Raw genomic sequence first — 24,163 nt, 5'->3', positions numbered from 1 at the left:
TGACGGCCAATTACTTACCAACCAAAACAATGCGTTGGATCCAGATGGGGATTTTGCCGTACTAGGAAAAGGTACCCCGGATTTTGAATTGGGATGGACCAACCAATTGCGCTATGGCAACTGGGATTTAAACGCCTTTTTTAGAGGTGCCTTTGGTCACAGTTTAATAAACACCTATAGGGCCTTCTACGAACCACGTGTTGGAAGCCAAGGCTCCTATAACTTTGTAAATACAGAGTTGGCTAACCCAGAAATCACCAATGCTAAATTTAGCTCCCTCTATGTAGAGAAAGCAGATTTCTTTAAATTGGATAACCTTTCCTTGGGTTACACCTTTGACATTAAGGAAAATAAGTATATTAAAGGTGTTAGGGTAACCGCAAGCGGACAGAACCTATTTACCATAACCAACTATACCGGTTCCGATCCAGAACCAGCATTACAGGATGCGGGCACCATAGATAACGGAGGATTCCCAGGAACAAGTTTTGACCCCTTGATCCCCGGAATTGATCGAAGAAACAACTATTTTTCCTCCCGTACCTATACATTGGGACTTAACATAAACTTTTAAAAGACTCACAATGAAAAACATATATAAAGCATTATTCCTTTGTGGCGGACTCCTCTTGGGATCCTGTACCGACTTGGAAGAAGATTTGATCGGGGAAATTGACCGCCCCGTTAGTATAGATGAACCCAGCACTACCTTTGATGGTGGTGGAAACGGACCTAACGACGCCCTTAGTGTCGCCTTTAGTAAATTACGGGATGCCGGTAGTGCCAATCACGGTGGCTATTGGTCCATTCAATCTGTTTCTACCGATGAAATGGCCGTAACCCAAAAAGGGGGAGACTGGTACGATGGTGGTATCTGGATAGATATGCACAGACATACCTTTGGTCCGTCTAACGGCCCAATTAATGATGCGTGGACCCAACAGTACAACGCCATTGCTGCTTGTAACGATCTGTTGCAAACAGACTTGGATGCCAACCAGAGGGCACAGATTAGAGTATTACGGGCCTTCTTTTACTATCGATTATTGGACTTGTACGGAAGGGTGAAAATAGTTACCACCCCAGGTCAGGATGCCCCACAGGCAACACGTGCCCAAGTATACGCCTTTGTGGAAACCGAGTTATTGCAAGCCTTGGGAATCCCAGCCGTTGGTGCTTCTATGGACCTTTCCAACAGCCCCCTTGGTACCGATGTAAATCCGTATAGAGTAAATCAATATGCTGCATTGGGAATATTAGCCAAGCTATATCTTAACGCAGAAGTATATACAGGAGTACCCAAATATTTGGAAGCTTCACAAGCGGCCTCTTATGTTATTGATAATTCTGGTTACGTACTTTGTGGCGTTGGCTGCAGCGTACCCAATCCAGGAAAAAGACCTAACGTAGCTTCCGACCCAGAGAACCTAGAAGGATATGCGGCGGTATTTGCTCCCAACAACCATAACAACCCAGAAATCATATGGTCTATTGCCTATGATGGGGTTACCGGGGGAGGGATGAACTTTGCCCATATGACCCTACACTACTCCAGCCAATTTACCTGGAACTTGGTTTCACAACCTTGGAACGGATATTCTGCTCTGGAAGATTTTTACAATTCCTATGACGATAACGACCAGCGAAAAGAGGCCAATTTTATAGTTGGGCCCCAATTTGACTTTAACGGATCGGCTATATTGGATTATGCCGCTACGGATGGTCAACTGGAATTGGACTATACGCCAGAAATTGATGAGCTAGAACCAAACGCTTCCCGAAAAGGAGGTGCACGTTTAGGCAAGTTTAGCTTTAGACTATTTGGCCGTGATGATATGGATAACGATATGCCTATTGTACGACTTGGCGATCTATATTTAATACGCGCCGAAGGTAGAGCCAGAGCTGCAAACAACTGGTCATTAGCCGAGGCAGATGTTAATACCATTAGAAACAGAGCTGGCTTACCGCCACTATCTGGTTTAAATGCCGATAGTTTCTTAGCCGAAAGAGGCCGTGAAATGTTCATGGAAACTACTAGGAGACAGGATTTGATCCGTTTTGGCAAATTTAATGACCCATGGTGGGAAAAATCGGCAAGCAGCGCCCACAGAACTGTTTTCCCCATCCCACAGCCTCAAATCGATGCTAGTTCGGGTACCTTAACGCAGAACCCTGGATATTAATTCCAAGATTGATTATTTTAAAAAGAGGGCTATCTTTGGATAACCCTCTTTTAATTTTACCCTATGCAATGAAAGTGTTCCCACTAATGGCCCTGTGCTGCCTATTATTCCTTTCGTGTAATTTGGAAAAAGAAGCTTCCAAAGATCATAACTCCCCACTATTTGTGTTGCGAACCGATACGGGAATAGATTTCCGGAACGACTTAACCTATACGGAAGATTTTAATCCCTATACCTATCGCAATTTTTACAATGGCGGAGGGGTAGCCATTGGCGATATAAACAACGATGGCCTACCAGACATCTACTTTACCGGGAATATGTCTGGCAACAAACTTTATTTAAACAAGGGGAATTGGGAATTTGAGGACATCACTGAGTTGGCAGGAGTAGCTTGTGAAAACGTATGGTCTACAGGGGCAACCTTTGTGGACATAAACAATGATGGCCTTTTAGATCTTTATGTCTGTAAATCCGGGAAACCTGGAGGACCCAATAGACACAACGAACTCTTCATCAACAATGGCGACCTAACCTTTACCGAGCGCTCAGCAGAATACGGGCTAGACATAGAAGGGCTTTCCGTCCATGCCGCGTTCTTCGATTTTGATGGGGACGGCGACCTGGATGTGTATATCCTTAATAACTCCATAAAATCTATAGGCGCCTTTGATCTCATCAAAGACCAACGAAATATACCAAGTGAGTCTGGCAATAAGCTTTTAAGAAACGACAATGGGAAATTTGTAGACATCTCTACGGAAGCAGGAATTTACACCAGTGCTATAGGCTTTGGACTGGGCATAACCCTGAGCGATTTTAATGGGGATGGTTGGCCAGACATATTTATTTCCAATGATTTTTTTGAAAGGGACTACCTCTACCTAAATAACCAAAAAGGAGGATTTAACGAGGTGGCAGAAGACTATATCTCCTCTTTTTCTATGGGATCTATGGGTGCGGATGCCGGTGACCTCAACAACAACCTACTTCCAGACATTATGGTCTCGGAAATGCTACCAGCTACCATGGAAAGACAGCGCACCAAAGCCATCTATGAATCCTGGGACAAGCACCGCATGGCGGTAAAACAAGGATACGCCCATCAATACCCCAGAAACGTTTTGCAGCGAAATATGGGTAAGGACGGATTTTTTGAAATTGGAAGGTTCGCCGGCGTAACAGCCACAGAGTGGAGCTGGGCCTCCTTAATATTTGACATGGATAATGATGGTCTCCGGGACATTTTTATAGGTAATGGCATCTATAAGGATCTATTAGACAGGGATTATCTAAACTATATGGCCAATGAGGAAAGGGTAAAGCACATGATGAAGACCGAAGAAGAGGTAATTATGAAATTGATAGACCTCATGCCTTCACAACCGGTCCCCAATGCAGCCTTTATTAACAAAGGCAACTTTCAATTTGCAAATATGGCCGATAGCCTAGGACTGGGAACTCCCAGTTTTAGCAACGGAAGCGCCTATGTGGACTTAGATAACGATGGAGATTTGGACTTGGTAGTCAATAACGTAAATATGGCACCCTTTATCTACGAGAACAAAACGGATACCACTACCAACAAAAGCATATACCTCCATTTTGCATCGGACTCAAAAAACACCAAGGCAGTAGGTGCCAAGGCCATTATATACTATGGGGAAAATCAAAAAGCCATGGCAGAGAACTTCCCCTCCAGAGGATTCCAAAGTTCTGTTAACCATGGGGTCCATTTTGGATTGGGCACCCATTCGGTAATAGATAGCCTTAGAATACTTTGGCCAAATGGATCTACGTCCAAAGAAGTAGGCCTAAGCGCCAATAAAACGTACACCTTTTTAGAACCCCTGGAAAACCAAGCGGATTCACCTCCAATCCTCCCTAAAGAGTCGCAGCTACTTACTCCTATTACACCCCTCTTTCCCTTTACTCACCAAGAAAATAACTACGTGGATTTTAATAGGGAAAGGTTGTTGCCAGATATGACCAACAACGAAGGCCCCGCCATCGCTATGGCAGACCTTAATGGGGACGGCATCATGGACTTTTACATCGGGGGAGCCAAGAACCAATCGGGAAGTCTATTCCTCTCCAATGCCAAAGGATATACGGAAATACAGGAGCCCTTTATGCCCCACAAGGGATCGGAGGACACCTATGCGCTGTTCTTCGACAGCGATAACGATGGGGATTTGGATTTATATGTAAGTAGTGGTGGCAAGGCATTCTCTTCCTACGATTGGGCTTTAAACGATAGGCTATACCTCAATGATGGCCGAGGGAATTTTTCACTTTCCCCCCATCCCCTACCCTTTAACCAACCCCTTAGCGCTTCTACGGTACAGGCGGTAGATTTTGATAACGATGGGGATTTGGACTTGTTTGTCGGTGGAAGGTTTAACCCGCAGTTATACGGAAGTCCCGTCTCTAGCTATATTTTGGAGAACCTAGGCGATAATAAATATTCCCTCTACAAAGCTCCCGTCCTAGAAAACTTGGGCATGGTAACCGATGCCGCATGGGTAGATATAAACGAAGATGGATGGGAAGACTTGATTGTGCTGGGGGAATGGATGCCGATTAAGATATTCATTAATGAGAAAGGGAATTTTGTTGATAAAACAGAAGCCTATGGTTTGGCCAATACCACGGGCATGTGGTCTTCCCTAAAAGTAGGAGATATAAATGGGGACGGAAAAATGGATATATTAGCAGGCAATGTCGGCCTTAACTCCTTGTACAAACCCGACACCAGATTATATTTAAATGATTTTGATCAAAACGGCTTTGCGGAACAGCTTATTTGCTATAAAATTGATAATGACTATTACCCAATAGTAGACCGGGACGAACTTATTGCCCAATTACCAGACCTTAAAAGCAAGATGCTATTTTATAAGGATTATGCCACCGCCACAATGAGCGACCTCTTTGACAAGGAGCGCTTAGAGGAGGCCTATAAGCTAGACTTGCAATTAACAACTAGCAGTTTGTTTTTAAACCAAGGCACGCGTTTCATTAGGCAGGAATTACCCCCAGAAACCCAGTATTCTAAGGTTAGTGCCATAGAAATCATGGATTATAATAAGGACGGGGTACCGGACATCCTGTTGGGAGGAAATCAATATTTGGTAAAACCCCAATTTGGAAGGTTAGATGCCTCCAAGGGATGGCTGGTACTGGGTAAGAAATCAGGAAAACAAGATTATCATTTTGGGAAAGTAACGTCCTTAGGAATTTCTGGACAAATAAGAAACTTTAAATTGGCTCCCTATAAGGGAAGACAACTATTAATAACCACCATAAACAACAATAACCTACTTTTTCATGAAGTACCCTAAATTAATAGTAGCCATATTAATCGTTGTAAGCGTCATTGGATGTGAATCCAAGTATACCAGCATGCTAAACCGAGAGGCAAAAAAAAACATACCAAAAGATAGCCTTATCTTTGGAATGGCTATGGGCGATAGTAAGGCCGATTTTTTTAAACGATGTTGGCAGCTTAATCAGGAAGGGGTGGTAACCCATGGCCCTAATAATCAAACGGTAAAGTACCAACTACCCATGGCTGCAGATCAGGAATCATCCTCTGCCATTACCCTTTTGTTTTACGGAGCTTTTAACGAGCAGAACACCATGGTAGGTATGGACATGTCCTTTTCCTTTACGGCTTGGTCCCCTTGGAACTCGCACTTAACGGCCCAAAACCTATTACCCTTGGTGCAGGATACCCTTGTAAAATGGTTTCCGGGAAATGATTTTATTGAAGTGAAATCTAAAAAGACGAATACTACGGCCTACGTAAAGATTGATGGCAACAGACAGATTATGGCCTATTACAAGGACGATAAGGATGTAGTAGTGAAAATTGAAGACCTTAAGCAAAAATATCCAGAAAAATATAACTAATGACGACTATGCGAATGAAGTTTTACCTTTACTTATTGGGTGTAGGAACGCTCTTATTGTCCTGTTCAAATAGCGATAGCACCACCAAGGGCACCCCACCGCTTTTTCAATTGTTAGACAGTACCCAAACGGGGATCAATTTTATAAATGATTTACGGTATAACCAGGAATTTAATGTATACCGCTACCGAAATTTTTATAACGGCGGCGGCGTAGCCGTTGGCGATATTAATAATGACGGGTTATTGGATATCTATTTCACCTCCAACCTTACCGGTAATAAACTCTATTTAAACAAAGGGAATTTTGAGTTTGAGGATATCACCGAAAAGGCCGGAGTAGGTGGTGAAAAAGCCTGGTCTACTGGGGTAACCATGGCCGATGTTAACGGGGATGGCCTTTTGGATATCTACGTGTGTAATTCCGGGGACATCGCCGGAGACAACAAACAAAACGAACTCTTTATAAACAATGGGGACCTTACCTTTACCGAGTCGGCCGCCGAATATGGCTTGGATGACCAGGGGTACTCTACCCATGCTTCTTTCTTCGACTTTGATAAGGACGGGGACCTAGATGTGTACCTCCTAAACAACTCCTATAGATCCATAGGCAGTTTTAATCTCCAGCGAAACGAGCGATACGAGCGCGATGTCCTGGGTGGGGATAAGCTGTTGAGAAACGACGGAGGCAAGTTTGTGGATATTACGGAGGAAGCGGGGATCCATGGCAGTGTCATTGGGTTTGGCCTAGGGGTAACCGTGGGTGATATGAATAACGATGGCTGGGAAGACATCTTTATATCCAATGATTTTTTTGAAAGGGACTACCTCTATATCAACCAGCAAGACGGCACCTTTAAGGAAGTACTTACCCAACAGATGAAATCTATCAGCGGAGCCTCCATGGGGGCAGATATCGCCGATATTAACAACGATGGGCACATGGACCTCTTTGTAGCAGAAATGCTTCCTTCGGAATATGCCCGATTAAAAACGGTCACCACTTTTGAAGACTGGAACAAATATCAACTAAATTTAAAAAACGACTATTACCATCAATTTACACGGAACACGTTGCAATTGAACAATGGCAACAACACCTTTAGCGAAATTGGCAGGCTAAGTGGAGTGGAAGCTACGGACTGGAGTTGGGCAGCACTCTTTTTTGATATGGACAATAATGGCCATAAAGACCTCTTTGTAGCCAACGGAATTTATAAGGATCTCACCAATCAGGATTACCTACAGTATATCTCCAGTGAGGCAATCATACAATCTATCGTTGCCAATAACCAGGTAGACTACAATAAACTTATAGAAATTATCCCCTCTAACAAGGTGCCTAACCATGCCTTTAAAAATCTGGGGAATCTAAAATTCACCGAAGAGTGGAACTCCGGCCTAAACACCTTAAGCTTCTCCAACGGCGCGGCTTATGCCGACTTGGATAATGATGGGGATTTAGATCTAATAGTAAACAACGTGAATATGCCCTCGTTCCTTTACAGGAACAACGCAGATTCCCAAACCAACCACAATTATTTAAAGGTTATCCTAAAGGGAGCCAATAAAAACACCAACGCTATAGGGGCAAAACTTAAACTTACCACCAAAACGGGAAGTCAGTATCTAGAACAGCAGCCTACCCGCGGTTTTCAGTCCAGTGTAGATCTTAGACCTAACTTTGGACTGCCTACCCAAGACCCCGTAGCCCTACAGGTAACCTGGCCTTCTGGGAAAGTCACCCACTTAAAAGACCTCCCAGTAAACCAAACCATCACCCTATACGAGGAGGAGGCATTACCCCCGGTTTTAGTAACCGAAACAAAACCGACCCCCTTGTTCACTCCTTCCGATTTAAAAATAGATTACACGCATAAGGAGAACCGCTTTGTAGACTTTGATCGGGACCGTCTACTCCCCCATATGCTAAGCACCCAAGGTCCTAAAATGGCTATTGGAGACGTAAATAACGATGGAGTGGAGGATATCTATATTGGGGGAGCCAAAGGCAGCCCCGGGTCCCTAATGCTTGGGGATGGCAATCAATTTAAACCCGCGAACAATCCTAGCTTCCTGAAGGATGCCGAATATGAAGATGCAGGCGTGCTCTTTTTCGATGCGGATAATGATGGCGATCTGGATCTTTATATCTGTAGCGGCGGAGTAGAGTTTTCACAATTTTCGACTTATTTAAAAGACCGACTCTATTTTAACGACGGGAAAGGGAATTTTACCCCCTCAGATCAACACCTACCCACCCCTACGGGTACTCACAGTACCTCTACCGTGATTGCAGCAGACATTGATATGGATGGAGATCTAGATCTCTTTGTAGGCGAGAGATCCATCCCTGGCCAATATGGGGTGCCCGGATCTGGTTTCATTCTACGAAACAATGGGCAGGGAGTCTTTGAAGACGTTACCCAAGAAGTTGCCCCAGAACTGATAAATATTGGAATGATTACCGATGCTAAATTCATCGATCTAAACGGTAATGGCTATAAAGACCTTATGGTTACAGGGGAATTTATGGGCATAGAAATATTCCTGAACCAAGAAGGAAAATTGGTTCGCAAGAAAGACAATCCCCTTTCCCAATTAAAAGGATGGTGGAATGTAATCCATGCCGTAGATTTAGATAAGGATGGAGACCTGGATTTTGTGCTCGGCAACCATGGTAAAAATTCTAGGTTTAAGGCTAGTGACGAAAAGCCCATTAATTTGTTTGTGAAAGATTTTGACAACAATGGTTTTAGCGATCCCATTATGACCTTTACTGCTAAAAATGGAAAGCACTACCCCTACAACTTGAGGCACAATTTAATAGACCAATTAAAAGACCTTAAAAAGAAATTTCCTAATTACGATTCCTTTAAGGATGCCAGTATTACCGAAATTTTTACTCCGGAAGAGTTACAAGGTGCCCTAAAACTAGAGGCCAACACCCTGTCTTCCGTAATTCTGATAAATGAGGGCGATTTTAATTTTAGAGTGTTAGCGCTTCCCTTGGAAGCACAATTCTCCCCTATTTACGCCATTAGTGCCCACGATTTTGACGATGATGGGGATGTAGATATAATTTTGGGAGGAAATCTATATGGGGTAAAACCCGAAGTAGGAAGGTACGATGCCTCCTTCGGTATCTATTTGGAAAACCAGGGCAACCTTCAATTTAAATACCATAAAGATGGCCGCGGACTCCATTTGGACGGGGAAATTAGGGACATGGAGATCATGGGCCGTAATTTAATCGTAACCAAGAACAACGATTCCACCAATGTTTTTAAATTTTAACAGTAGTTCATGAAAAAAACGCTTCTTTCCATACTAGTTATCGGATGCTTCCTAGGCTGTAATAATACCGACCCATCCAAGGCTAAGGCGCCCATTTATTTTGAAACGGTGCCCGAAAGCGTTAGTGGGGTGAATTTCACCAACCAACTGCATTCCAATGACAGCCTAAATATTATAAGTTATCTATATTATTATAACGGCGGAGGCGTAGCCGTAGGTGATATCAACAACGATGGTTTAGAGGATCTATTTTTTACCGCTAATGAGTTGCCAGACCGACTCTATCTAAATCTTGGCGATCTGAAATTTAAGGATATTACCCAGTCTGCCAATATAAAAATGGATGCTACCTGGTCTACAGGGGCCACCATGGCCGATGTAAATAACGATGGCTTCCTAGACATCTATATTTCGAAAGTGGGGAATTACAAGAATTTACAATCCCACAATAGGCTATACCTCAACAATGGAGACAATACCTTTACCGAAGTTTCCACCAGTGTTGGTCTAGATTTCTCAGGGTTTTCTACCCAAGCGGTTTTCTTTGATTACGACGGGGATGGGGATTTAGACATGTATCTTATGAACCATTCCATCCATAGCAACAGAAGTTATGGCAAGGTGGATAAAAGAATGGAGAAAGACGCCTTAGCAGGAGATCGGTTATATGAGAACAAATTGGAATCGGGCACTTTATACTTTGAGGATGTTACCGAACAAGCAGGTATTTACAATAGTCCCTTGGGATACGGCCTTGCCGTAATAGCGACCGATCTAAACCAGGATGGCTTAATGGACTTATACGTGGGGAACGACTTCCATGAAAATGATTATATCTATATAAACCAGGGCGACAAAACTTTTAAAGAGGTTGGAGAAGAATGGTTCAATCACAGCAGTAGATTTACCATGGGAGTAGATGTAGGGGATATGAACAATAATGGCAGACAAGATCTCTTTACTTTGGATATGATGCCTTTTCAACACAATATCTTCCTAAAATCTGGAGGTGAAGACTCGGATAAAGTAAGTAAGATTAAGGAGCATTTTGGTTTTGGCACCCAGTATGCGCGTAATCACTTTCAATTAAACAATGGCGACAACACCTTTTCCGATATCGCCCTCATGACCCAAACCCACGCAACCGACTGGAGCTGGTCTGTACTTATGGAGGATTTTGACAACGATGGACTAAAAGACATCTTTGTCACCAATGGTATCTATAAGCGTCCCAATGACTTAGACTATATAAACTATCTAAGCTCCACGGATTTCAGCCAATACAATCAGAATAAATCTGCCCAAATGGAGCAGAAACTGATAGCTGCCATGCCCTCCTTAAAGATCCCAAATATGATCTTCCATAATAAAGGCAATTTTGACTATGCCAGCTATGCAGAAGAGGCCGGATTTAATCCTTCTTACTCTAACGGGGCCGCCACGGTAGACCTAGACAATGACGGGGATATGGATCTTGTGGTGAACAACCTCAACGAAATGGCGGTTATTTTAGAAAATAAATCGGACCAAAACAGCAACAGTTGGATTGGGGTACAACTAAGGGGTAGCCAAGAAAAACCCTTGACCTTAGGGGCTAAGGTAACCGTATACTCCAACGGAGAACAATTCTACAAGGAATTGATCACCACTAGGGGGTTTCAATCCTCCTCCTCGCACAAACTACATTTTGGCTTGGGAATGGCCACTTCCATAGACTCCCTCACCGTACTATGGCCAGATGGGATGCAGCAGGTGGTAAAAGGGCTAGAACCTCAACAATATCATACCATTGAAAGGGACGCGAGCGCTGTATTAGCTGAACAGCAACCCCAACAGCAACCAGAATTTGTGGCTAAGGTATTTCCCTATACCCACAGGGAGAACACCTATTACGATTACGAATTGGAACCCCTAATGCCCGAAAAGCTTTCACAGGAAGGACCCGCTGTAGTGGTTGCCGATTTTAATTCCGATGGTCTGGACGATATCTTTATTGGTGGGGCAAAATATCAGTCGGCCACCTTATTCATCCAACAAGCAGACGGATCTTTTACTACTAGCTTTAGAGCTACTTTTGATAGTGATAAACTATATGAAGATGTAGGTGCCGTGGCATTTGACTTGGACAATGATGGTGACTTGGATCTGTATGTGATGAGCGGCGGAAACGATGTCCCCGAAGGAGATACCTATCTGGAAGACCGCGTGTACCTTAACGATGGCAAGGGTAATTTTGAACGACTTAAAGCTAGCTTGCCAAAAACAAATGGAGGTAGCATTGCCGCTGCAGATTTTAACAAGGATGGATTTACGGACCTATTTATTGGTTCCAGATCCCTTCCTGGAGGTTATGGACTTTCCCCCTTGAGTATCATCCTGAAAAATACGGGCAACAATAATTTTGAGATTGTAGAGAGCGGCCCTTACGGCATGATAACGGATAGCCAGTGGGCAGACCTGAACAATGACGGTTATCTAGATCTTATCATGGTGGGAGATTGGATGCCCATAACCGTATTGATGAACAACGGGGACAACACCTTTAGCAACCAAACCAAAGCCTTGGGACTAGAGTATACCGCTGGGATGTGGAATACCGTCCTAGTTGCCGATCTGGACGGGAACGGGCATTTAGATATTGCTGCTGGAAATGCGGGCCTTAATTTTAAATGGAAGGCCTCCCCCACCCAGCCCGTTAAACTCTATATAGACGATTTTGACGAGAACGAACAATCGGACCCCATTATCTTTTATGATTACTTTGGACATCAGGTACCCTTTGCCTCCCTGGATCAACTAAAACGACAACTGCCCATGCTTCAGAAAAAGTTCTTGAGCTATACCGATTTTTCCAAGATCAAAAATATAGAAGATCTTACTGGCAAAAAGGAGTCCGATATTGTAGAGGTTAAACAAATCATGGAATTGCGATCCATGGTCTACATGAATACCGGGAATGGATTTACTGCTACTCCCCTGCCTAAGGAGGCACAAATGAGTACCATTGAAGGCTTTTATCTGGATGAGGAGTTGGACGATCCTGCCCTGTTCTTCGTGGGGAATTATAAGGGGTATGTAAACGAACTTGGGCAGAGTATGGCCAATCCCGGGGGAGTACTCCGCAACTTTAAGGATAACCAATTTACCTCCTATAAAAGACTACCACTCCCCAAAGGTATTAGTGTTCGTTCCATAAAGAAAATAGGCAAAAACACCTATTTGGTGATTTCAAATAATGCCGAGGCCTATACCTTGGAAATGAAGTAATCTATAAATTTCACAACCCCAATAAAAAAACATGCTAGGCCTCAACACTCTTGATTCCTAGCATGCTTTTTTGGTTATCCGATTAGATGAGGCAGGCCCTCTGTCCTAGGCTACTCCCTGTATATTAGTAAACAGCGGTAAAAGTTTCCCCTGGAAAACTTAAGCTTTATTTGGCGAAATAAATATAGATTCCGATAACTATAACGCAAATAAGGATACCTACAGGGTATAAATAGCGATAGGGTTCTATGGATACCTGCTGGGTATATTCTAGTTTAAATGGCTCTTTTCTTGGGTAGAATTTACCAATGAGGAGCATAATTACGGCATTGGTTACAAATAAAATGGCCATGATATGCAAATAATGCGGATAGGCCTCTGCCTCTATTAATCTTAAGGCACTTGCATCTGTAATACCCGATTCTTTTGCTGCGGATATAGCTTTTTCCACAAAGTGATCTTTAAGAAAGAACTGGCTAATGATATATAAAATTGACCCTGAAAATATTCCGATTTTGGCCGCGATAGAAGGCACTCTTTTGGTTAAATACCCCACCACGATCACTGTTAAAATAGGAATACTGTATATACCGTTAATTTCCTGTAGGTAGTTAAACAGACTTCCTGCATTGGCAATCATAGGCGCAATAAACATAGCTGCCAAAGCCAAACACACGCCAAAGACCTTTCCGTATTTAACTACGGTCTTTTCCTCGGCATCGGGTCTAATATGTTGTTTGTAGATATCGATCCCAAATAAGGTAACCGAACTATTAAGCACACTGTTAAAAGAACTTAGGATGGCCCCAAAAAGAACGGCAGCAAAGAACCCTACCAGTGGTTTTGGAAGTACTGCCCTTACCAATTCGGGATAAGCAAGGTCACTGGTCTCCAAACCTCCTTCAAAATAGTGATAGGCTATCATTCCCGGCAATACTAGGATTAACGGCCCCAAAATCTTAAGAAACGAGGCCAACAACAAGCCTTTTTGTCCTTCTGCTAAATTTTTCGCTGCCAAGGCGCGTTGTATAATCTGCTGGTTGGTACCCCAGTAAAATAACTGCACCAACATCATCCCGGTGAAAATAGTGGAGAAAGGCACTTCCTGTCCAGGTTCTCCGGTAGAATCGAATCTATCCGCATTGGTAGTCATTAAATTATCCAGACCCGCTAATACATTTCCGTCCCCAATAGCCATCAACCCAAAAACAGGAATCAACAACCCACCAACAATCAGACCGATGGCATTGATACTATCCGAAACCGCAACGGCCTTTAATCCTCCAAATACGGCATAGATAGAGCCAATAATCCCAATGCCCCAAATACACATCACCAAGGCGGTTTTATCTGACACCCCCAACAATTCGGGCACGTTAAACATACCGCTAATAGCAACCGAGCCAGAGTAAAGGATCACTGGAAGTAGCACCACTACGTACCCGGTAAGAAATAAGCCAGATGTTATGGTCTTTGTAGTTACGTCGAAGCGTTTCGCTAAAAACTGTGGAATAGTAGTAAGCCCGCCCTTTAAATATCTTGGCAATAAAAAAATAGCGGTCACCACCATGGCAATCGCTGCTAAGGTTTCCCAAGCCATTACAGACAGCCCATCCTTGTAGGCACTCCCGTTTAGCCCCACTATTTGTTCTGTGGAAAGGTTGGTTAACAACAAAGAACCCGCAATCACGCCAGCTGTTAAACTTCTACCTCCTAAGAAATATCCGTCCGATGAAGTCTCATCGGTTTTTCGGGTTGCCAAATATGCTATTATGGCCACTAGAAGCGTAAAGCCAACAAAAGATATGATTCCGATCATCGTTAGTAAGTGTTTTGTGAATTGAATGGATAAATATATTGGATTATTTAGAAATAGCCTGTGACTTCTTGGTATTTATCCCATCTGTCACTTAAAATAAGCCGTTTTTATGAAAATCCTTTATACATATCTTCCCCCTCATCAAAGCTCTCCCTGATGGTTATCAATACTATTAGGTCCTGGAGCTCTAATTATGAATCTGACCAACCTAAATATATTCTAAGATCCACATCTATCGTGGTTTATAAAATTAATGTATTTTTGAAAGTCAAAATAACAACCCAACTATAAATGCCCCCTATTGAGGCACGGGCAAAATTAACCATCTATGACAAAGCGTTTTTTATTACTTATTATAGCTTGTTGGCTTCTATCCTGTAAGGATAATAACGAACCAATACTAGTTAGTGCCGAAGACTTGCACCAATCTATCCAAACGGTGACGGATATAATGGTTCATGACATATTCTCTCCTCCGGTAGCTAGCAGGATATTTGCCTACCCCAATATTGCCGCCTATGAGATTATGGCCCTAGACCATGTGGAATATAATTCTTTGGCAGGCCAGGTAACAGACCTTACCGCCATTCCCCAGCCAGAAGCAGATACCCCTATAAACTATGAAGTGTCCTCCTTAGTTGCCCATATGGAGCTGAGTAGAAGATTAATTTTTTCGGAAAAAGACCTTCTTGCCTATAGGGATAGCCTATACCAACAATGGGAAACAAAAAACCCTAGACTATTTAAGGCATCCAAAACCTACGGGCTTCAAGTTGCAGAGCATATTGCAGCGTGGATGAATAAGGATAATTACAACCAGACGCGCACCATGCAAAAGTACACGGTAGATACGGACGATCCCTCTAGGTGGCAACCCACCCCACCGGCCTATATGGACGGGATTGAGCCTCATTGGGGAAAGATAAGACCCTTTACACTAGACTCTGCCAACCAATTTACGCCCGTCGCAGCCCCGGAATTCTCTATGGAGAAGGACTCCGACTTTTACAAGGAAGTAATGGAAGTCTATGAAATAAGTAATGAAATCACCCAGAAAGGAGACGATTCCGAAGAAATAGCCATTGCCCAATTCTGGGACTGTAATCCCTATGTATCGGTAACCAGAGGCCATCTTATGTTTGCTACCAAAAAAATATCCCCTGGAGCGCACTGGATCGGTATCACTAAGATTGCCTGTAAAATGACAGAGGCAGATTTTGCCCAAACCATTTACGCCTATACCAAAACATCGATGGCCATCGCCGATGCCTTCATCAGTTGTTGGGATGAGAAGTACCGCAGTAACCTTATCCGTCCCGAGACCCTGATAAACCAATACATAGATGAAAACTGGATTCCGGTACTCCAGACCCCTCCTTTTCCGGAATATACCAGTGGTCACTCGGTAGTTTCAGGTGCTGCAGCAACCGCCCTGACCGCAATTTTTGGTGACAACTTCGCATTTGATGATGACACGGAGGTACCCTTTGGTCTCCCCATTAGAAGCTTTAAATCTTTTATCCATGCAGCGGAGGAAGCAGCTGCAAGCAGACTGTATGGAGGCATCCACTATAGAAGCGCTGTAGAGCTTGGATATGATCAGGGGACAGACTTGGGTGAATATGTGGTAAACAAGCTGTCTATGAAGAACAGCAGTGCTCTGACCGATAATTAATCCAAAACCAACCATTGGCCGGTGTTATAAATAATAATTAACAGCTTATAGCTACCAAGGTAGGGAAAGAGCCACTTCCCCTTGATGGGGGAAGCTGGCCGATATGGAATAAAAACTTCGGTTGCATTAGTTACTTCTGTACACCTTCACCGGCATAAACCACCACCCTTAAGAATGTCTTAGAATCCAAACCCGATTCCAAAAGAGAGTCGGGCGCCTTCCTCCGAGGTAAATAGGGCAAGTCTGGCCGAGAGCACATCGGCCCCATTCAGAAATATTCCGCCACCGTAGGAGTGGTGCCACTTATTAGAGTTTTCACCGGATAGCCATACACGACCATAGTCATAACCACCGTACATTCCCAAAGCTATGGGCATTAGTCCCGTTCTCATTTTCCTTAGTTGCAGTCTAAGGTCCGTATTCTGAAAATAGGCCGTTTTCCCAATAAATCGTTGGTTTCTATACCCCCTAGGGCCATCGTTGGCACCAATACTGGCACCTTGATAAAACTCAAAGCCATTCCCTATATTAAAATGTGCCTTCCATTGGGTAGCCAAAACCACCCTGCCATTAGGCACCAATTTATGTATCAGGGACAGGCTGGGAATAACATACCCGAAACTCCTATCCGTTTCCTGTAAATTGGATTTCGCCCCTATTTCCAAGGAGGAGGCCATCCCTAGTGTTGGGAAGGCTGTGTTGTCCGAATTGCTATAGTGGTATTTGGCACTGACCCCCATAAACTCATTGCTGTTTTCCTCGTTGTTCTCCACATAAAATTCATTTACAAATCGGCCGTTGGTCTCCTCTACAGTTATTTGCTCATAGGAAAGTCCGACTTTAAAACTTGCTCCCAATTTCCCTCGCCAGATTAGGGAGGGAGAGAAAAGTAGGTTCTGCAACCGCACCCTGTTGTAATCCATGCCCAACTCGTCGTCAAAATTTGACGTAGTATTCCCCAGTCCAAAAAAGTTGGTGCTAAAATTGGGGCTCGTAAGCCTGGCATCCACCCCGAAATTCCATTTTTCAAAAATCTGGGCAAATTCCCCTGAATAACTGACGTCTAGTCCACTGGTTGCAAAATAAACAGCGGCAGTGATTGTGTGCTGTGCGGTAAAAGGGTTTTGCCTAAATCCGTAATGAGTAAAGGTATTGCTCAATCCTATTTTTATGCCGTCATCGGGATTATAGCCTACGGTGGGCACTAGTAGGTTTTGGGTATTAACCAGCTTTAAAGGATCGTAGGTATTTAGCTCATAATCATCCGTCAATCTTATCTTTACCGCATTGTCTACCTCAAACTTGTCGGTTTTACTTTTATAGTCATAGACGGATACCTTTCGGATATCGCCAATTTTATAGGTATCCTCTCCGTTGCCCCCAACCAATCTTATTTGTATGGCATTGTCCTTATGGCCATCCACCTCAAAAATATCGGTATCTCCCAAGCCATAGATCCAAATTTCCTTGGTAATTCGCTTGTCAAAAACCTTGTCATAAAAAAGCTTCTTCTTTTCACCCTTAATATTTCTATAGGCTTTAATGTGCGTATTTCCATCTGCCAACACCTCTATCTGAAACCAATCGTCCTTATCCGTTCCGGCGATTACAACATATTTATTGAGCGCTCTATAATAATCGTCCGCAACTTTTGGCAATTGTTCCAATCTAGACAACAACACTTTTTTAATCCGTTGCAGGGTGTTGTCCCGTACTTCTTCAGGGAAGTGCATCAGGGAGCGGTCTATGACCTCCTCCGTAATATTTTGCCTTAAATAAGCAACCTGTTTCTCCCATTGTTCTCGCACAGAACTATTAAGTACTGTCATATCCAATGAAAAGGGGCTGGAATTAAATCCCTTTACACTTCTTATATTCTCATTAAAGCCTTCCATTAATTTTAATGGAGGCACTATCCTAGTGGCGATATTCATCAGAATACCATCGCCCATGATGGAATACACCTGATCCCTGTCTCTGGGAATCGGTTTAAAGAGTACTTCCCCAGATTCTTCGTCCCTAAATTCTCCCCAACGCCATTGATCTTGGTGACGGTCCCAATCTCCAATGACCATATCAAATAACCTTGCGCGAATATACATATCCGTATCTACCTTATACTTTTCATCCGATCGCAATTTATTCAGAAAGTCGTAGGTGCTTTCTATGTGGTCTGGTTTTCCAAAACTTTCCAAATCTTTGTGGCCCTTGGATACGTGCTCTTCCAAAAGGTAGAGTTCGTCCCCGAATTCTGAATTAAAATCCTTTAGGGCTGGCTGTTTGGGAATATAGAATAAGTGGGGATTGGTATGATAAATACCAGCAGCATCGGCAAGGGTCCCAATAGTCAAAGGCGCATAGGGATGGGCTCCGGTATAAAAATCTAGCAAGAGGCCCTCCGTATAGGTATCCTTAAACTCCCCAATGATATATTGATCTTTAAAGGCCATGGCCTGGAGGTACCTTTCTGCTTCTTTACGCACTGCCCGCATTACATATTGTTTCCCATGGGCATCTTCCAATCTAAGGGACTTGGACTGATGTCCTCCTCCTTTACGCACGGGCCGTAATCCACCAAACAAGGTATCTAGCGCTACCGTAGGCACAGAAACTTTTGTTCCGTAATATTTGCGATATCGATCACCCCAAATGGCGGTAAACAAGCCACTTTTCTTTATTTCCTCTTCTGTATATACGGAGGCTTCCACTTTCTCTGGAAACTGATCTGGATAGATGTTCTGGTTCATCGTGGTATCCCTGTGATACACGTTAGCGGCAAAAAGAAACTCTTCTTTAGCGTTGTCATCCACCCCAAAAAATCTAACGCTAGAAGAACCGTCCGTGTAGATTTCCAAGCGCGCATACCCTCTTCTACCAGAAGAGAACTCACTCCCGTTCAACAAATTAGTCGCCCCCGACTTTGCTCCGGAACCACTTACGATCTGTGGCGTATTCTTTTCTATGATATATTGCAGGGAATGTTCGTGACCAGAGGCAACAATCACCTTTTCTGCATATTGGGAAAGTGTGGTAACCCTTCTTATTAATTCTCTATACCTTTTATTCTGCATATCCTCGGAGGAGACCCCAGCAGTTTTCCTAAACAGATTAATTAAGGTACCCAACACGGGTAAGGGACCCGCCTTTTTCTTAGGATAAAACTGATGGTACAAGGTAAATTGACCTCCGTGCGGACCATAACTAAAAACGGGATGATGCATGGCTAAAATAATAGTTTTCCCCGCATTCTTTTTTATCAAGCTTTCCAGCTCCTCAAAAAAATGTTCCCTACTCTTAATTTCACAGTCTTCATTTATGGACGGACGTTTATCCCAGTTGGTTAAATACCAATAGGTATCCATGGCAACCACCATAACGTCGTCATTGATTTCGACTTTTTCAATGGGGCATCCGTCTTCAGGAATAAAGGAATCCTTTCTATCAAGGCTTTTTTCTATATACTTCTCCTGCCTTTTTAGTCCTACTAGGCCTTCGGTATACCAATCGTGGTTACCAGGAATAAAGATAACCCGTCCCTTGTAATTCCGCACCGCATTCAACTGCGCATCCAGATGGCTTTTTGCCCGTCTATAAGCGACTGTGGAATCTTTGGGATCTGGCAATCCTGCCGGATAAATATTGTCTCCCAAAAAAATGGCCGTGCTATTTTTGGGAGCATTGTCCATTTGTTTTTTAAATGCCTTAAGGACGGGATTCATTCCGTTGATAGGCGACAGCCCCGCATCGCCTATCAAATAAAAGGTATGGGAAATTTCTTTGGAATTGGGTACATCCTTGGTCGCCTCCATTGATCTGTACTTTGATTCATAGGTAGCACAGCTCCAAAAAAGCAATAGAATAGTGATTAGTGCAAAAACTTTGTTCAAACGGATAAAAACAGATAACATAATTTTGTAATTTGGGTGCTATATAGTCAAGATATGCCAGACCTAATTAAAGATACAGAAGATTTTGTTACAAATTTATTGACAACCCGCTTAAGTGAGGACTATCTGTACCATAATCTTCGCCATACCCAAAGAGTTGTTAAAAATACTAAAGAATTGCTAGAAGCTTTTGACTTGGATGAAAAAGAAAATGAAGCGATTACTTTGGCCGCGTGGTTGCACGACACTGGTTATACCCAAGGCCATGAGGATCACGAGGAAAAAAGTTCTGCCATTGCCACTAAATTTTTAGAGGAAAAAAAATATCCTGCATCGGGTATAAAGAAGGTAGTTTCTTTAATAAAAGCTACCAAACGCAATCATGAACCAAGCACCTTATCGGAAGAAATTATCCGCGACGCAGATTCTTCCCATTTGGGCAGTGGCAGTTATACCCAGACCTCCGAATTGCTACGCGAAGAACTTTCCAATCTGGGAATCGCCCACTTTTCCCCCGAGGATTGGGCCGAGGAAAACATCAAGTTGTTCACCACAGAACACCGCTATTATACCGGCTATGCGAAGAAAAATTGGCAGAAGGGCAAGGACGATAACCTTAAGTCCCTGATTAAGAAAAGGACTAAGCAAAAAAATAGGACCAAAAAAGAAAAGCTGAAGGTTAATTTAAAAAATAAAAGTCCGGAACGCGGTATACAGACCATGTATCGGGTAACCATGCGCAACCATTTAAAATTAAGTGATATTGCAGATACCAAAGCCAATATTCTACTCTCTGTAAACGCAATTATCATTTCCCTTTTGCTGACCAACCTAATGCCCAAACTGGACAATCCCAGCAATGACTACCTCATTTATCCGTCGGCAATTTTTGTGCTGTTCAGCATCATTTCCATGGTAATGTCCATTATGGCTACAAGACCCAATGTAACCAGTGGGGAGTTTACCAAAGAGGATGTGGAGCAAAAAAGGGTTAATCTGCTATTTTTTGGAAACTTCCATAAAATGAAACTCCCAGATTACGAATGGGCCATGAAAGAACTGATAAAAGACCAGGAGTATGTATACAACTCCCTTACCAAGGATCTATACTTTTTGGGGGTAGTTTTGGATCGAAAATACAAACTACTTAGGTGGACCTATACCATCTTTATGATTGGTATGATTCTTTCTGTGATTGCTTTTTTCGTGGCATTGAAATTTTTTGGACCCGAAAAAATTATCGAGCTTCCTACCTAGGTCTTTAATTCCTGTAGGAGCTCTTGGTAGGTATAGGTCTTATTGCTTTTCTTTTCCGGTTGGTATAGAATACCGACACGAATTGCCTTAAGACCTGGAACTCCTTGCATTCCTTCTAGCTCCACAATTTCCACTTCACTGTTAAAGTACCCCTTAGAGGTAAGGAAGTCTATATAGCGCAGGTACTCTATCTCTTCCTGTTTTTGCGAATATACAACGACCAATTTACCAGCTTGCGTCAATCGTTCCTCCGTACCCTTCACATTAGATTTATCAATTCTTTTCTTAACAATCTCATAGCGTGCATTATAGGTGCCATCCACATCAAAACGCTTTTCATCCATCCTAAACCGAATGGACATGGAACTGCTATGGACCAAAATAAGGGAGGCAACATCCAATTTTACGGCCAACTCCGGTTTTAACCTATAATGGGCATTTTCCAGTTCACACATCATTTGCAACTGCCATAGCCTTAGGTTATTCAAATAAAGTTGATTATAATTCCCTTCGGCGGAAATGGCTTCCCCTATATAGATATTATGCTCAATGCCATCGGTTTTATAGCGTTCAAAATAATGAGGATACATCAATTGAGCCTCTTTCTGCCCCTTATCTAACACAGCCGCCAGTTTCTCATTTATAAGGGTTACACTCTCATCATAATTGCGACGATGATCGTAATAGGATCCTATCCCCATATCGATCTGGGATTGATAACGCAGAATCTTTTCTTTTAACAAGCCCTCTTTTTTGGATAAAAATTCAAAAACCGGGTGAATTTCATGGGTGATAAAATCTAAGATGTCCTGTTCACTATTTGTGTGCAACGATTCTTTAATATCATCCAAGTGGTTGATTACCCTAAACAGCAATTCTTCAATGATAGGGAGTTTCTTTTCTTCTAAGGCCGAGGAAAGAACGCTTTTCACTTCCGATAGCTGAATCATTAAATCTCGCTGGATGGCATCGTTCCTTAGCTGGGAAGAGTTTTTGATGTCTATCTGCCCATATAAAGGGTGTACATCCTTAAAAACGATCTCCTTAAAAACAGGATTATTGCCCAGGAATTTCTCCCTTACAAATCGTTGTGCCTCCTCCCGAAACTTCCAGGAGACGGATGGATGCACCGAGGTACATTCGTTCTGGATTACTGCAGAGATCAAATTCTCCTCCTCTTCTATGGCACGCAGTGCAGCAGACACGATATAAGGCATAATATCCTCCAATTTCTGTCCATTTACACTGTTTAGGTCGTTTACCTTATCGGACACCAGTTCTAACACCCCCAAGAGTCGCCCTTTTTTTGCTATGGGTGCCAATAGGGCACTTTTAATATTTTGATCGTGTAAAGCTTTATACGGGGCAATTCCTCCACTGCGCTTATAGGCCCGCTCCACATTTGAAATCACAAACAGCTTACTCTCCCGAAGTAATTTTTTATAGGATTGCATACACAAGGAGGTACCACAGTTCTCGTGGTCTTTTTTCTGTAAAATAAAGCTTTTGATTCCATCAAAATAGGCATTCTCAAATTGCGCTAATTTTGGGTTGTACTTTACATACCCCAACTGCAAGCCAGGAAGACTAAAGAGAGATTTAAAGATAGGCTCTACCTCCTCCAAAAAATTATTCTTATAATCCTTGACTATTAAGTTTGATTTAATTTCCGATATGGCATATTCTGCAGTCACATCAAACATATTGGAAATTACAAAGCCCTTGCTTATAAAACTGTGGGGAGGAATCTTTTTCTTCCATTGTTCTAGATCCTCTATACTGACCAGCAATTGATCCACATCCTCTTGGGTAATTTTTATGGGGGTGCCATTGGGAATAATCTCTATAAATTCTGCATTATATAAGATGCGATAATGCCGCATTACCCCATTGGCATCTGGAATGTTATAAAAAAAGGGCCGTTTAAAATCGATATGGAATCCATAGTAAAAATTAAGGATAACCACACAGGACATGATGTAGCTTATCCCATCCTCCAAATTCTCCAAGTTAGGGTGGTACTCAGGGCCTGCAGCTTCTAGAATTCTTTTAAAGCGATTGCTGGCATTAAAAATCACCTCACTATAGGGAAGGGATGCCGCTTTTATCTCGTTATCGCCAAGAAGTGGAGAAAAGGTATCCTGCAATAACAAGCCTATTAACTCGCTATGTTTTTCTAGAAGGGAAATATCTGTAAATCCCTCCCTTAACTCCGGATAGGGAGCCTGTAAGTCTAGAATATACCTCGCCCTTTCAGCTAAATAGTGATCTTCACTTTTTGCCATTTCTTCATAACGCTGTAACAGCTTATTAAAGCTGATCAGATGCTGTAAAGGCAAACTTTTTTCCATGAATCCTTTATTAATATACTATTAGTCCTTTATGGCCACAAAAAATTACAAATTAAGGTCCCTTTCTCAAAACCCAGGTATTCATTTTATCCACCTAAAGAGCCCAACGCTACAAATGTACAACACTATTTTCCTGAGGACCAAATCTCACCTAAATACCTAGGAAATTAAATAGCCTTTATAATTCGTCAATTATCATCGGTACTCCCATCTACCTCCTCCTTCACATCCTTATAGGCCCCCTTAACTTCCTCGCCGGCTCTTTCTATACCCTCTGCTGCTTCATCTACCGCACGTTCCACGTCTCCCTTAACTTCTTTCTCTGTTGTTTTAGTCTCCCTACAGCTCCAGATGGCACAAAGAATAAATAGGGTTACCAGTAAAGAATAAATGCTCTTTCCCATAATGTATAATTTATTATTACGACATCAATTTAATGCCCATATAGTTAAAGATAACAAGGCCTTACAGGAACTACGACCCCTAAACAGTTAAAATTTTAATGCT

The 24,163-nt window shown here is 42.7% G+C and carries 11 protein-coding genes and 1 pseudogene; 8 read left to right on the top strand and 4 right to left on the bottom strand.

Annotated features, from left to right (window positions below; all coding sequences use genetic code 11):
- The 6 genes and pseudogenes from F1E73_RS06360 to F1E73_RS06335 form a co-directional block, all read left to right on the top strand.
- Positions 1-574: pseudogene (locus tag F1E73_RS06360) on the top strand (SusC/RagA family TonB-linked outer membrane protein); the annotation flags it as partial.
- 10 nt (positions 575-584) lie between these two features.
- Positions 585-2,186 carry a RagB/SusD family nutrient uptake outer membrane protein gene (locus F1E73_RS06355; RefSeq protein WP_086475901.1) on the top strand — a complete coding sequence of 534 codons (1,602 nt, stop codon included), beginning with the start codon at positions 585-587 and terminating at the stop codon, positions 2,184-2,186.
- A gap of 68 nt (positions 2,187-2,254) precedes the next feature.
- The gene (locus tag F1E73_RS06350; protein ID WP_150451448.1) at positions 2,255-5,530 is read left to right on the top strand and encodes a VCBS repeat-containing protein; all 3,276 of its coding nucleotides are present in this window, start codon (positions 2,255-2,257) and stop codon (positions 5,528-5,530) included.
- Positions 5,517-6,101: a hypothetical protein gene (locus F1E73_RS06345; protein WP_150451447.1), complete on the top strand. Its 585-nt coding sequence runs from the start codon at positions 5,517-5,519 to the stop codon at positions 6,099-6,101. Before F1E73_RS06350 ends, F1E73_RS06345 begins: the two co-directional genes overlap by 14 nt.
- Entirely contained in the window at positions 6,101-9,400 is a 3,300-nt protein-coding gene (locus tag F1E73_RS06340) for a VCBS repeat-containing protein (RefSeq protein WP_223883378.1), read from the top strand. Before F1E73_RS06345 ends, F1E73_RS06340 begins: the two co-directional genes overlap by 1 nt.
- Before the next feature lie 9 nt (positions 9,401-9,409).
- The gene (locus F1E73_RS06335; protein WP_150451446.1) at positions 9,410-12,667 is read left to right on the top strand and encodes a VCBS repeat-containing protein; all 3,258 of its coding nucleotides are present in this window, start codon (positions 9,410-9,412) and stop codon (positions 12,665-12,667) included.
- A gap of 166 nt (positions 12,668-12,833) precedes the next feature.
- On the opposite strand, the gene F1E73_RS06330 is transcribed toward F1E73_RS06335, so the two are convergent.
- Positions 12,834-14,486, bottom strand: a complete 1,653-nt coding sequence (locus F1E73_RS06330) for a solute:sodium symporter family transporter (protein WP_086475897.1) — start codon at positions 14,484-14,486, stop codon at positions 12,834-12,836.
- A 328-nt stretch (positions 14,487-14,814) separates the two neighbouring features.
- Between F1E73_RS06330 and F1E73_RS06325 the strand changes: the two genes are divergently transcribed.
- Complete coding sequence (locus F1E73_RS06325) at positions 14,815-16,161, top strand: vanadium-dependent haloperoxidase (RefSeq protein WP_150451445.1); 1,347 nt, start codon at positions 14,815-14,817, stop codon at positions 16,159-16,161.
- Between the two features lie 179 nt (positions 16,162-16,340).
- Here the strand turns inward: F1E73_RS06325 and F1E73_RS06320 are convergent, their stop codons facing one another.
- Entirely contained in the window at positions 16,341-19,970 is a 3,630-nt protein-coding gene (locus tag F1E73_RS06320; protein WP_223883377.1) for a metallophosphoesterase, read from the bottom strand.
- A 132-nt stretch (positions 19,971-20,102) separates the two neighbouring features.
- Here F1E73_RS06320 and F1E73_RS06315 point away from each other — a divergent pair, with 132 nt between their 5' ends.
- Positions 20,103-21,305 (top strand): Pycsar system effector family protein, encoded by a 1,203-nt coding sequence (locus F1E73_RS06315; RefSeq protein WP_086475894.1) that lies wholly within the window; start codon positions 20,103-20,105, stop codon positions 21,303-21,305.
- Here the strand turns inward: F1E73_RS06315 and F1E73_RS06310 are convergent.
- Complete coding sequence (locus tag F1E73_RS06310; RefSeq protein WP_150451443.1) at positions 21,302-23,656, bottom strand: GAF domain-containing protein; 2,355 nt, start codon at positions 23,654-23,656, stop codon at positions 21,302-21,304. The genes F1E73_RS06315 and F1E73_RS06310 overlap by 4 nt on opposite strands.
- Positions 23,657-23,844: 188 nt before the next feature.
- Complete coding sequence (locus tag F1E73_RS06305; RefSeq protein WP_086475892.1) at positions 23,845-24,060, bottom strand: hypothetical protein; 216 nt, start codon at positions 24,058-24,060, stop codon at positions 23,845-23,847.
- Positions 24,061-24,163: the final 103 nt, after the last annotated feature.

This window comes from Arenibacter lacus, assembly GCF_008711145.1.
In the GTDB taxonomy this organism is placed as follows: Bacteria; Bacteroidota; Bacteroidia; order Flavobacteriales; family Flavobacteriaceae; genus Arenibacter; species Arenibacter amylolyticus.
This window is presented reverse-complemented; position numbering and strand designations above follow the sequence as displayed.